The organism is Pantoea sp. AG702, assembly GCF_003182295.1.
Lineage (GTDB): Bacteria > Pseudomonadota > Gammaproteobacteria > Enterobacterales > Enterobacteriaceae > Pantoea > Pantoea ananatis.
Genome location: NZ_QGTU01000002.1, coordinates 421,433 through 434,502, shown reverse-complemented (window position 1 = coordinate 434,502; position 13,070 = coordinate 421,433). Strand labels below are relative to the sequence as shown.

The 13,070-nt window shown below is 53.6% G+C and carries 11 protein-coding genes; 4 read left to right on the top strand and 7 right to left on the bottom strand.

Translation table 11 applies throughout. From position 1 onward, the window contains the following. Positions 1 to 111: 111 nt before the first annotated feature. The 3 genes from DFO57_RS08385 to DFO57_RS08375 are packed head-to-tail and all read right to left on the bottom strand — an operon-like array spanning position 112 to position 3,575. Complete coding sequence (locus DFO57_RS08385; RefSeq protein ID WP_015701009.1) at positions 112 to 1,098, bottom strand: nucleoside hydrolase; 987 nt, start codon at positions 1,096 to 1,098, stop codon at positions 112 to 114. Further along, positions 1,079 to 2,134, bottom strand: coding sequence for a LacI family DNA-binding transcriptional regulator (locus DFO57_RS08380; RefSeq protein ID WP_014595275.1), 1,056 nt, complete (start codon positions 2,132 to 2,134; stop codon positions 1,079 to 1,081). Before DFO57_RS08380 ends, DFO57_RS08385 begins: the two co-directional genes overlap by 20 nt. A gap of 46 nt (positions 2,135 to 2,180) precedes the next feature. Beyond that, positions 2,181 to 3,575 (bottom strand): MFS transporter, encoded by a 1,395-nt coding sequence (locus tag DFO57_RS08375; RefSeq protein WP_015701011.1) that lies wholly within the window; start codon positions 3,573 to 3,575, stop codon positions 2,181 to 2,183. A 585-nt stretch (positions 3,576 to 4,160) separates the two neighbouring features. Here DFO57_RS08375 and DFO57_RS08370 point away from each other — a divergent pair. After that, a complete protein-coding gene (locus tag DFO57_RS08370) occupies positions 4,161 to 4,715 on the top strand; it encodes a histidine phosphatase family protein (RefSeq protein WP_014595273.1) in 555 nt (184 codons plus the stop codon). Here the strand turns inward: DFO57_RS08370 and DFO57_RS08365 are convergent. Then, positions 4,712 to 5,662 carry a YncE family protein gene (locus tag DFO57_RS08365; RefSeq protein ID WP_013024499.1) on the bottom strand — a complete coding sequence of 317 codons (951 nt, stop codon included), beginning with the start codon at positions 5,660 to 5,662 and terminating at the stop codon, positions 4,712 to 4,714. The two genes, DFO57_RS08370 and DFO57_RS08365, sit on opposite strands and share 4 nt — an antisense overlap. A 506-nt stretch (positions 5,663 to 6,168) precedes the next feature. Between DFO57_RS08365 and DFO57_RS08360 the strand changes: the two genes are divergently transcribed. From DFO57_RS08360 to DFO57_RS08350, 3 genes are all read left to right on the top strand, one after another. Then, complete coding sequence (locus DFO57_RS08360; protein ID WP_072404414.1) at positions 6,169 to 7,182, top strand: glycosyltransferase family 32 protein; 1,014 nt, start codon at positions 6,169 to 6,171, stop codon at positions 7,180 to 7,182. A gap of 203 nt (positions 7,183 to 7,385) precedes the next feature. Next, entirely contained in the window at positions 7,386 to 9,677 is a 2,292-nt protein-coding gene (gene opgB / locus DFO57_RS08355; RefSeq protein WP_072404412.1) for a phosphatidylglycerol--membrane-oligosaccharide glycerophosphotransferase, read from the top strand. Between the two features lie 250 nt (positions 9,678 to 9,927). Then, a complete protein-coding gene (locus DFO57_RS08350; RefSeq protein WP_230957789.1) occupies positions 9,928 to 10,362 on the top strand; it encodes a coiled-coil domain-containing protein in 435 nt (144 codons plus the stop codon). A gap of 22 nt (positions 10,363 to 10,384) precedes the next feature. Here the strand turns inward: DFO57_RS08350 and DFO57_RS08345 are convergent, their stop codons facing one another. The 3 genes from DFO57_RS08345 to DFO57_RS08335 form a co-directional block, all read right to left on the bottom strand. Beyond that, positions 10,385 to 11,092 (bottom strand): GNAT family N-acetyltransferase, encoded by a 708-nt coding sequence (locus DFO57_RS08345; RefSeq protein WP_024472367.1) that lies wholly within the window; start codon positions 11,090 to 11,092, stop codon positions 10,385 to 10,387. 146 nt (positions 11,093 to 11,238) lie between these two features. Continuing rightward, entirely contained in the window at positions 11,239 to 11,745 is a 507-nt protein-coding gene (locus DFO57_RS08340) for an RcnB family protein (RefSeq protein ID WP_014595268.1), read from the bottom strand. Between the two features lie 131 nt (positions 11,746 to 11,876). Further along, complete coding sequence (locus tag DFO57_RS08335) at positions 11,877 to 13,019, bottom strand: serine hydrolase (RefSeq protein ID WP_024472366.1); 1,143 nt, start codon at positions 13,017 to 13,019, stop codon at positions 11,877 to 11,879. Positions 13,020 to 13,070: the final 51 nt, after the last annotated feature.

Here is a 13,070-nt window from a genome sequence, read left to right as displayed (position 1 = left end):
GTATACATCATGTTCTAGAGGAGAGCGTACCGCGCAATTGTCAGGCAGTGGATCAGGCTGTAAGAAAGCGTGTCTGACGGCAGAGAATCCAGGCGACGAATCGCCTGGGTTTTACTCGGGAAGGTGGTTAAAGGCCTGCTCAATGATTGACAGCAGGAGCGCGTTATCCACACTGTGCAACACATGCACCAGCGCGCCGGCGTCAGGCGGAATACCCACGTCCAGACGCAGTGGTTGCCGATAGCGCCAGGTTTTACCGCGCGTCGCGCCCGGACGAAGCTCAATATCAACACGGTAGTCCGTTCCCCATGCCACGCGCTGATTAAGCAGCCAGGCGACGACCAGCGCATCATGGATCCAGCATCCGGCCAGGCGACGGGTTTGCATTGAGTAGTCGATCCAGGGCTGCAAGGTGTCATGCACAAAGCGCGTCAGCGGATGTTCGCGACAGGTCATGCGCGTCAGATCGTCCTGAGTCAGCAGCGTTTGCGTGGTGACATCCATGGGGAGCAGCGTAATGGCGGCGCCGCTGTGTAATACCTGATGAGCAGCTTCCGGATCGATGCCGAAATTGGTGTCTTTGATGTAATCATCCAGCGCAAAAACGCCGCCCATAATCACTATCTCTGCCACCGATTCCGCCATGTCCGGAAAACGCTGCATGGCCAGCGCCACATTGGTGAGTGGGCCAATCGCAATCAGCGTGATTTCGCCGGGGTTATCGCAGATGAGTTGCCCCATCGCCTGCGCGGCATCCGTTGCATCGGCCTCTAACATGGCAGGCTGAGGAACGCCCTGCCAGAGTGACAGCAGATTGAGCTGTTCAACCCGCTTGTCCAGCACAGCGCGCCAGGGGCCGGGATCTTCACACAATGCCTGACGGGCCCCCTGCACGACAGGCACGGCACAGCCCAGCCGTGTCACCAAATCTTTGGCGACCCGCGCACCGACATCACTCGGCGTATTCCCTGCTACGGTGGTAATTAATTCTAACGACAGCCCTGGTGAGGCTAATGCCAGAGAAAGTGCAAGGCCGTCATCCGTGTTCGCCCCTGCAATACCATTCCCCGGATCACAATCAATAATCAGTCTTTTCATTATTTGGTTTATTTACTCTGGCCTGTGATGGCCGACAGCCACAAGATTCACCAATTTCAAGATGGTGTGGAAACGATTCAATGCGTGCCTCGCCATTCCACTGTTTCAACATATGGATAGCGCAGCGTGCCATCTCTTTTACCGGCTGACGCACGGTCGTTAATGCCGGAACGTGATAGGCAGACTGTTCTGTGCCATTAAAGCAGACCAGCGCGACATCTTTCGGCACGCGAATGCCGTGCTGACTCAAGGCGCGGATACAGCCAATGGCCTGGCCTTCGTTACTGGCAAACAGCGCGCGGGGCAGCTTCTGGCTGGCTATCATGCGCAGCGTTGCCTGATAACCGCCCTCACGGGTATAGGTGGTGGGGAAAATCAGTGATTCATCAATCTGTACATTGTGCGCCTGCATCGCGTCACGCCAGCCCTGAATACGATCCTGGGCATTGAGCATATCCAGCGGTCCGCTAATCATGCCGACCTGCTGATAACCATGGCTCAGCAAATGTGCGCACACCTGAAAGGCGGCTTGTCGCTCATCCACCCGTAACATGCTGACCCCGGGCTGCGCTTCAACCCGATCAAGCATAACCAGCGGTGTCCCGCTGGCTGTGATGATATCAATGAAAGGATGGCGATCCACGCTGTTATAAAACAGGCCGTCGACCTGACGATTCAGTAGCCCCTGAATCAGCTCCAGCTCCCGTTTGCGATCGTCGCCTGCATCACCAAGCAGCATTACATGCCCGTGATTGAGCGACTCCTGCAGCAGCATGTGCGCCATCGACGCGACAAAGGGGTTGCTGATATTCGGCACCACCAGCCCAAAGGTTTTGGTGTGGCCTGACGCCAGGGCGCGGGCGGCGGCATTCGGGCGATAGCCGGTTTGCTCGATGGCGGCAAGCACCCGCTGACGGGTGGCATCCGCGACCGGGCGTGGTCCGTTATTAATGACGTAACTGACCACGGCAACCGAGGTCCCTGCGGCTTTTGCCACGTCGTTGCGCGTGACCGTCGTTTTTACCGGTTTCGCCACTTCGCCCTCCTCATCTAATGCCGCTTGCCATGTAACTTCATCGTATTCAGATGGCGTCCTCTGGCAGATTAAGATCGCGCCCGCGCGTTTCCGGTGCCACAAAGGTAGTCAGGAAACCAATGGAAGCCATCGCAGAGAAATAGATCGCAATGGACCACCAGTGCCCGGTGTACGACAGCATCGCCGCCGCCACCAAAGGTGCAGTGCCACCTGAAATAATCGAGCCCAGCTCTTTGGCCACGGCCATCTTAGTATAACGGTGGTTCACGCCAAACAGTTCCACGCCCCAGGCCGCCTGGACGCCAAAGATGCCCAGAGAAGCCAGCGCCATGCCCACCACGATAACCGGGATAACAATCGCAGGTTCGCGCGTATCCAGCAGCGTAAAGGCTGGCCAGGCATAAATCATCAGCAACAGGCAAAAAACCCGATAAACGACCCGGCGACCGAAGCGGTCTGACAGCCAGCCGGCCAGGGGAATAATCAGGAAGCCAAGCAGCGAGGCAATAAAGACCGCCGTGGTCGGCACGGATTTATCGACCATCAGAACCTTAGCGACATACCCGACGATAAAACCCTGCGCCAGATAAGAGGGACCGTTTTCGCCAATACGTAAGCCGACCATGGTCCAGAAAGCACGGGTACGCTGAAAGAAGGGGCGCGTATCAACCGTCTGATGCTGCGTGGCGATAAGGTTCGCCCGCTCCGCTTCCAGTTGCGCTTTCTTGCGCTCGAACACCGGGGTTTCCCGCAGGTTGCGGCGGATCCAAAGTGCCACAAGGGCAATGACGGCGCTGCTCAGGAAGGGAATACGCCATCCCCATTCCAGCAGGCTTTGTTTATCCATCTGCACCACCAGCAGCCAGACAAGCGATGCCAGCAGCGTGCCGCTGTTAGAGCCGAGGGCGATAACGGAAGACACCAGGCCACGCCGCTTAACCGGCGCATATTCTCCCAGCATCACGGTTCCGCCGGAAAGCTCAGCGCCTGCGCCAAACCCCTGACTGAAACGTAGCAGAACCAGACAGGCAGGCGCCCAGATGCCAATGGAGGCGTAGCTGGGAATCAAGCCGATTAGGGTTGTGGATGCGCCCATCAGAATAATGGTGGTTACCATGACGACTTTGCGACCTTTTCGATCGCCCAGCCAGCCAAAAAATAACGCGCCGATAGGGCGGGCAACAAATCCAACCGACCAGGTTGCAAAGCTGGCAAGCAGCGCCATGGCGGGGGTTTGTTCAGGAAAGAAAACATCACCGAAGATAATGCCGGCGGCGAGGCCATAGAGTGCGAAATCCGCGTACTCCATTGCCGTCCCTAACCAGCATGAAACCGTCGCGCGCCAAAAATCTTTGCGGCCGGCTGGGGTAGTAAACCGCTCATCAGCGGCGGAGGTGGAAGGCTGTGCTGCCTGCTGCGTAACGGAGTGCTGTGCCGTCATAAACGCTGTCCCTTGAAAATATGCAGATCGATAAATGCCATTCCGAGAGACGGTTCCCTGACTACGAGCAGAACGCCCCGGTGGCGACATTCAGTTGGCTAACCATGATGAAAGGAAAGTTAAAGATTCCCTGGTGTTGGAATCCGCAGTATCGCGAGCTTCGCCGCTGTATATTTCAGCGGTCGTATTAATCTGGCGAATGTAACTTGATCCTCGATCGGCCTACCGTGCATCGAGCACCGTGAGCAATCACTGGAAGCTAGTGTATCTACGCGCGTAGATAAATCAATAGCCTTTGAGAAAATTTGTTAGATTTCCTTCACTATCAAGCTTCATTAATATGCCATTTTAAGCGCAAAATCAGGCGGTTAATCCCGACCCGGCGCACAAAAAAACAGCATACACCGGAACCAGAGGCACTTTTCTTTTAACATTAAGCCAAACTGGCTGTCTGACCCTTTCATCGCCTGATGTTGTCGCACATTGGTGTGACTGCCTGATGACAGCACAGGCAGCGATTGCCACATACCGCATCCTCAGATATACCTGACTGGCGCATAAACCGGAGAACGCCGTTAAATCATTATGACCATTATCCTGATGCGACATGGTAAACCTGACCACCCTTTTGCCGGACGTTTAAGCGCACAGGGACTGGCAGACTGGTGTGAAGCCTATGATCTGTCACTGGTGAGCGATGGCCCGCCCGATCGCAGCATCAGCATCGCCAGAAAAGCGGCGGTTGTGGTCTGCAGTCCTCTACCCCGCGCCCACTCTTCGCTGGAGCGCCTCGGACTGCATCCCCATCACGTTGATGCGCTGTTCAGTGAAGTCGGTATTCCTTTGCTCCGGGCTGATCGCATTCAGTTACCCACCTTTGTCTGGCAGGCCATCCTGCGCGCCATGTGGTTTTGTGGCTATGCCGGGGAGACCGAGTCGCTGCAGCATGCGCGCGCCCGCGCCTCGCGTGCCGCCGATCGGCTGATCGCCCTGTCGCAGCAGGGTACGGTTTTGTTGCTGGGGCACGGCATTATGAACAAGATGATTGCCCGTGAATTGCGTAAGCGCGGCTGGCAGGCGGAAAAACACGCCAGCAGCCGCCACTGGAGTTCGGCCATCTACCATCGCCCCTTTATTTAACCAATTTGAAAGTAGCTCAGCGTTTCGTAGCCAGCCCCCACCTCGGTTGTCGCAAGAACGGTTTTCTGTACCAGATCAATGACGCTCAGCGTCCGGTTATCATCATGGGTGATCAATAGCCGTTTCTTGTCCGGACTGAAACAGCCATCCAGCGGCTGGTGAGTCAGCGCTATATGCCCCAAAGGATTCAGTAATTCATCAAAAAGCGTGACGATGGGTTCCTGGTGCCCGATCGCCATCAGATACTCGCCATCCGGACTAAAGCGAACCTTCTGACAGGGCTGTTGATGGCCAGGAAGCGCCAGACGCTGGCGGATTCGATGGCTCTGGCGATCGACGACATAGAGCAGCGGCACATCGGCGGCGCTGGCGATGAGATAGGGATGCCTGGGTGATGCAGTAAGGCCTGAAACCGGGCCGGGCATCAGGATGGTATCAATGACTCGCCCTTCCGCTTCGCACAGGTCGACGACGGTAATGGTGGCATCCTGCTCATTGTCGGTAAAGAGCTTGCGGCCGCTGGGTGAAAGCGTCAGGCGATGGGTATTATCAAGTGGAATGGGAATCGTCTTTTCAACGCGGTGGGTAAGGGGATCGATCACCACCACGACAGTAGGATTTTCACAGCACAGATACACTTTGCCGTCGCGCCCTAACTGACCGCTGTGCGGCGCTTGTGACGGTGAGAGGTCGATATAGTCATTAATCGCCCGCTGTCGTAAATCAATGACCGCCACTTTATGGCCAGGATGAGGCGCATCGCCTTGCATATCGTCACCGTACAGAGGGAGAAAAGCCTTTTCCCAGGGCGCGAGCATCAAAAGCTCGTGCAGTCGCGTTGGGACAACGTCCACTGCCTGGCTGACGTCAAAGGTGTCAGGATCGAGAAACAGCGCCCGTCTGGTTTGCCTGTCAATCGCCAGTAATCCTCGAGATTCAAACGGCATGTCATCTCCTTTTCGTCTGTATAGCTAAAGCGTAGACAATGACTGTCAGGCTGCGCACATCTGTGAATTCATTAATCATGCTGAATATTTCACTTATCTCAATTCCGCACTGATTCTCATACTCGCGCACTGTTTATCGGTTTCACGACAGAAAAACGCCCCCTCTGTCGATATAAAGATATTGCCATAGCGGAATAAAACATTAGCGTAAATAAATATTTATTTTTATTTCAGGCGAAGGCTTATTTCCGTTTTATCCTAAAGTTTCCATCAGGAATAGCGAATTGTTGAATTGTGTTCTATTAAATAAATGAGTCGCGGCCGCTCACGTCACGCATGTGCACAGAAACTGTCGTGGCTCGCCATTGAACCATCACCAGGGAAATACAATAAAAATTGCGCAGCGCAGCATGTCTGCGTTTATGGCGGTTTATATACGGGATGACAGCTTAAGCCCTTATTTTGCCGACTGGCATAAACACTATAATCAAAATAACAGGTGAAACATGAATTCACACCGCCGTTCCTTGCATCATCTCTGGCGTCAATGGGAAAAACTTGCTTTCACCAGCCGCATGCTGTGGACGATTAAACAACACCGGGCCGTAAGCGCGCCTGAATACGATCCTACGCTGGAACAGGACGTGCTGCTGGAATCCGTACCTAAGACCCTGCCTGCCATTGCTAAAAAAGTCTGGCTGTACTGGCCCGGCGACCGGCTACCTGCTTCCGTTGCCCTTAACGCCAGTAAAATTTGCCGTGATAATCCGGATCATGAGATCCACCTGCTTACCCCTCAGACGCTGGGACAGTGGCTGCCGGATGTGCAATTTGTCTCTTCCGATCTGACTCCGCAGCTAAAAAGCGACATCATCCGGCTGGAGCTATTATTACGTTACGGTGGCATCAGCATCGACTGCAACACGTTGCTGTTCGAGGATCTTGCCTGGGTCCATCAGGCCCAAAGCGACCGCCCCATGGATGTGCTGGGATATTATCGTCAGCAAAACACGGTTAACCCACTCAGACCGATGATTGAAACCGGCTTTATCGCGGCGCCTGCTCAAAACCCCTTTATTCGTGAATGGCTGAAACAACTGGCCCCGGTAAAATACGTGGGGAGACAAAACTATCTGCTGGAGTTAATGAAACGCAGTGATTTCCCTGCAGTGCAACAGAATCTCAGCAACCCCGGTAACGAACTCACGGCGCTGGCACATCAGTTGGCTATGGATGAGCATCGTCGGGTTAATACCAGGTTACGTAAAGCGGAAGCCAGCGTCGGCTATTATCAGCAGGTGCATGCTGGCAGCAACGATGCCTGTGTGCGCTCTGTTCTGTTTCAGCAGCGTCCGCTCACGCCGCCGCCGGTCATCCGGCTCAGTGACAGTGCGCGCGCGCACCTCGATTTTAACCTGCGGTTACGCTTTTACAATCGTGCCAGCCTGGTCGGAGAAGCGATGCACGACAGCCCATCCTCTCCCGCCAGACTTTCAGCGCCGCAGGAACAACGCGCGTAATCCGCCCCCTGCCCGGCCGTTTCATTAGAAATCGCCGGGCACTTCGCCCCTGTTTAACGTCGAATTGACTGTACTGTGAGTCTGCAGCCAAATCTGCGCAGAGATGTTGCAGCCTGATGACAGCCACTATAGATTGAGTCAAAAATCCATGGAATGTCCCCCTGTTGATAAGAGACATATTCATACGATAAGAGGATTTGACGTTGTCTGAATTCGTGTCAGTGATACTTTTTCTGACCGCGATTGCTGTTTATTCCTGTAAAGCAGGCCGAAGCAGAATCTGGTTTTCCCTCACCTTGTGCTTGTTAATGCTGTTCGTGCTGCTCAACGCCACGCTGTTCGCCAGTAATTATTTTACCGGCGACGGCATTACTGACGCTGTAGTGTATACCTTAACGAACAGCCTCACCGGTGCCGGCCTGAGTAAATACGTTGTGCCCGCCCTTGGGCTGGTCATCGTGCTGTTTTTACTGTTTTGTGCCCTGTCATGGCTGCTGCGCCGCCGTGAGCGGCCCTTTCATTCAGGCTGGAGCCTGGTGGCTTTTGCCTGTGCCGCAGGCGCGGTACAAACAACGCCAGCCTTTCAGCAAGTGAGTTCTCTCATTACCTCGCACTCACTGCGCGAAAACTCCGACTTTGCCACCGTCTATAAAGTCCCGAAAAAGCGCATTGCGCAGCCCGCACTTAACGTGGTGTATATTTATGCTGAAAGCCTGGAGCGGACCTATTTCGACCCGATTGCCTTCCCTGAGCTGGCTCCCGAACTCAGCCGGGAAAAAGAGCAAAGCATCGACTTCACCCAGACCGAGCAGCTTCCCGGCACGGATTACACCATTGCCGGTATGGTCGCATCGATGTGCGGTATCCCGCTTTTTGCCCCTTTCGACGGAAATGCTTCCGCCTCCCTTTCCAGTTTTTACCCACAGAACGTTTGCCTGGGCGATATTTTAAAAAATTCCGGTTATGAAAACTGGTTTATTCAGGGCGCTGACCTGCGCTTTGCGGGTAAAGATGTCTTTTTACGTTCTCACGGCTTTGACCCTGCGCGCCTGTACGGTTCACAGGAACTCAAAGACAAGGTTAGCGATCCCACCTACCGCAACAACTGGGGTTATTACGACGATACCGTGTTGGACGAGGTGTTTGAAACCTATGAGGCACTTTCGCGCCAGCAGAAACGTTTTGCGCTGTTTGCGCTCACGGTGGATACGCATCATCCTGATGGGTTTATTTCCCGAAGTTGCCAGCGCAAAAGTTACAGCTATGCGGGCAAGCCAAATCAGTCGTTCAGCGCCGTATCCTGCTCGCAGGAGCATATCGCACGCCTGATTGCCCGTATTAAGGCTTCTCCCTGGTTTAAGAATACCGTGATTGTGGTGGCATCCGATCATCTGGCCATGAACAACACGGCGCATCCCTTTCTGATCAAGCGTCCTCGTCACGATCTGTTTATGGTGATCCGTGGCGATCAACCGCAGGCAGAAGTGATAGATATGAAACGCAGTACGCTGGATAACGGCGCGACGTTACTGGATATTCTGGGCGGCGACAATGCGATAGGTTTGGGACGTAGCAGCCTGTCTGCAGTGTCGTTGTCGAGCCAGTTTGAGGATATGAAAACCAAAGTGTTGAGCTGGAAAGCCGATATCATTCAGCTGTGGAACTTTCCCAAAAAGATCGACAGCATCACGCTGGATCAGACGAAAAATACGCTCAGCTTTTCCGGGGCCAGCTTTGCCTTGCCCATTCTGCTGCGGGTGACGGAGAAGCATGTAGAGCCACTGCCTGAGGGGGAATATTCGGCGCCTTTACGTTATCAGCTGGCCGACTTTACCTCGGCGGAAAAGTTTGTCTGGGTCGATCGCTGCTTTAAAATTGCCCGTATCTGGCAACCGGCGCTGGCCCTGTCCAGCGACTGGTGCCTGGCAATGGGCCAGCTCGCGGGCCATCCCTCCGTCATGCGTATGGATAGCCCCCTGTGGAAAGGAAAGGTGCAGTTCCCGGCAGGCCCCCAGAACGATGCAAACTATCAACATGCCGTGGCGCAGCTGCGCATCGACGATAATGCGATTCGTTATGATGCCGACAGCTTTCTGTTCGCGGTTCCCGGCGCACCCGCAAGCGTGAAGCAGTTCAGCGGCCTTTCCCGTACGGAAAACTGGGGCCGCTGGTCAAACGCCAATCTTGCCCCGGAAGTGACCATAGAATTCGTTAACCCTTTGCCCGCCAGATTTGATCTGGTGATTACCGCTCGCGCCTATGGCCCAAATGCGCACCGACCCACAAGGGTGCAGGTAGGCGACACAAAACAGCCCCTGATGCTGGGAGAAGAAGCATCAACCCAGACGCTGCGTTTTGATAACACCCGCGGAAGCCATCGGTTAACGTTTACCCCACCAGAGCCGCAACTCAGCAATCTTAACAACATCGCAGGTCAGGACCCACGCAAACTCGGCATCGGTCTGATTACGTTAAAGGTTGTCCCCGTTCCCTGATGTTTATTCACGATGACGGTTAGCCCCCACCTTTTACACTGCCTGGTAAGCGGGCTGTGTAAAAGAGGCTAACTGACAACGTTTTTTTTGCGGCCCACCCCGCAAAAAGATGAAAACTACGCGTTTAACTAATTGATATAATGGAATTTATTTCGCAATATGTTTTTTATCTTCTGTGACCAGACCGGCTCTCCTGACATGATATTCAAATAACGTGATGAATCGGGAAGGCTCTTGAATGACACTCACCATGATGAATACACACAAAGCGTTTAAACGTTTACAGCGCGCAGGCATCAACGATCGCCAGGCAGAAGCGATGGTGGATATTTTTTCGGCATTAAAGCAGGACAATGCGCTGTCCCGTGCTGATGTCATGCAGGCTTTTCAGCGTCAGAATCAGCATATCTTTTCGCTAAGCACGCAACTGAAGAAAACGGAGTCGTGCCTCAGAACCGATGTGGATGAACTCAAGGCAGACGTCAGCGTACTCAAAACGGACGTTGCCGTGCTCAAGACCGATGTCAGCGTACTCAAGACCGACGTCGCCGAGCTCAAAACGGATGTCAGCGTACTCAAGACCGACGTCGGGAGTTTAAAAAACGATATGCGTTGGGTACAGCGTCTGCTGATGATCATGACCACCACGTTGCTTATGGCGACCATTAAATATGTGCTTGCCTGAGCCGTTACCCGCGCTTCAGGCCTTAACCTCGCAGAGTTTCCAGCTTTTCACGCTGTCGCCCGTCGGCTGTAAAGTTAGCCTCTGCCAGCCAGCGTTCCAGCCCATTTTTAACAGCTGGCCATTCACTGTCGATGATTGAGAACCAGCTTGTATCGCGCGTGCGGCCTTTATAAACGCGGGCCTGACGAAATTCACCTTCAAAGCGAAATCCCAGCCGAAGCGCGGCCCGACGCGAAGGCAGATTACAGCTGTCACATTTCCATTCATAACGCCGGTAGCCCAGTTGCTCAAAGGCATAACGCATCAGAAGAAAATGCGCTTCGGTCGCCATTCTTGTTTGCTTTAGCAATCGGGAAAAGGTGACATATCCCACTTCCATCACCCCATTTTGCGCATCAACACGCATCAGCGATAGCGTTCCGACGGCCTTACCGGTTTCAACATCAATGACGCTGAAATGCAACGGATCCTGACTCGCCTCCATCGTAGCAGCATGGGTGAGCCAGGCGGCTTCATCATTAAACGGCCCATCAGAAAGATAGGTCCAGTCACGGCCATCTTCTGCCAGCGACCAGGCCTGCCAGAGTGCTTCAGCATGCGAAGCCACGCTAAAGGGCTCCAGACGGCAAACCTGACCTTGAAGCACCTCACGCTGAGGTAAGGGACGTGGCTGCCAGTCGGGCATGGATTGCCCTACAGGTTGACCATACTGATTGACGTGTTGCGACATCATGCCTTCTCCATTGCAGTGAATAAAAACACGTTGCCATGTTGCAAACACGTTGAGAAGTCATCACTGATAAAAAAGACAGAAATAGAAAACGGCCGCTTAACGCGGCCGTTGAAAGAAGAGATAACTAACAAAGCGCCGCAGGACTATCCGCGGAAGAAGATATCGCCGGATTTACCCATAACGATCTTACCGGTGTCGTTAGTAATCAGAATGTAATTGGCATTGATATAAGCCCAGTGGGTATCTGGCTGAGGCGCAGGCAAATTACGTTTCTGCCACTCTGTGATAGTGTAAGTCTTGCTGCGGTACTTATCAGGCACGGTATCACCGATTTTATGCTCTTTATAATCAATGATAATGGTGCTGAGATCGTAATTTGGCTTACCTGGATTGCCTGCTGACTGCGAAGGCGTTGTTGGGGTAATACCGTCGTTAGAGTCAGAACTCATCGGCGCCTGCGGCTGGGCAGGTGCTGCAGCACCGGGCTGCGCGTTGTTATCGCCAGGTTGAGCGGTTGGATTGGCCGGTTGAATCTGCGGCGGCGGTGGCACATTGTCGGTGGTTTCACCCGCAGCCTGAGCGGCGGGGATCAGGCTCAGCGAGCCGAACAGTAAACCAGCTGAAATAAAAGCAATTTGAGTCCTGCGCATAATAATTTCCACATTGAATTGATTTTAATAACAGTAGACTACTCTGAAGACAATCTAAACAGGGCTGCGGTTCCGTCACTCATAAAGGTAAGTGTAAGGAATCACGACTCATTCTGGACCCAACCTACACCTTACCTGTCTTTCTCTGCCAGGTTAAGCAACAATGTGATACCAAGATAGTTGCTCCAGTTAAACGCGTTTTGCAGTACCACGATGGCATTGCCTGCCTGCTTGTCAAAACCGATAAAAGCGGAATAACCACCAATATAGCCGACCTGATAGGTAATGTTCCTTCCTGCCAGCCTGTCTGTAACCCAGGCGATATTCTGCGTCTGTGCGCCCTGCTGATACACGCCTTTATTGATCTCAGCAAAGGCACGATTACGCGCCGGATCGCTGCCCGCAGTGAGATGTGCACGCAGATAGACGCTCAGATCCCGTGCGTTGCTGTAAAGACTGCCCGCCGCGACCATATTACGCTGGAAACGCCAGTCCGGGGTGAGATCACCGCGCGGGATAAGCTTTGGCTGATCGCCAGCATGCCCTAACGCCCGTGTGGAAAAACCGCTTAAACGCTCAGGCACAAAGCTGGTGTTGTTCATTCCCAGCGGTCGGAAAATCCGTTGGTGGGCAAGCGTTTCAATATCACTATGGCAGCGTTCACGCAAAATATAGCCCAGCAGCGCATAGCCAAGGTTAGAGTATTGCGCTCCCCGCTGACGCGGCGCAGAAAAATCCGCCAGGTATTCCAGAACGTCATCACTATCCAGGTTGCCATAAAAGTTCTGACCGCTGCGCAGATAGCCCATAAACTGCATAAACATCGGCAAATCCATATCCTGACGCGGCAAACCCGAGGTATGGGTCACTAACTGTAATAGCGTGATTTGACGTGCATCTTGGCTCAATCTGACGTCAGAGGGCAACAAATCGGCCAGCGTGTCACTCCAGTGCAGTTGGCCTTCGTTAACCAACTCAATAATCACCTCTGCGGTTACGCCTTTACTCAGTGAGCCGAGCGCAAATAAGGTTTCAGGCGTAATCGGATAGCGATGTACGTCATCGGTGACACCCGCGCTGTAAAACAAGGTGGGATTAAGATGATGGATAATTGCAATACTGATGCCGGACACCTGTTTACGCTGCATATAATGGCGCACCAGATCGTCCAGGTTGTCATGAAAATCGCTGTGCGTCAGATAAAGCTTGTCGCCTGCTGGCGCAGAGGTCTGCGACAGCGTGCCGCAGGCAGCCAATAACAGCGCGCTTATCATCAGAACTGCACTGCGTCTAAACAGGTGCCCGCATCCGCTCAACAGGCGGTG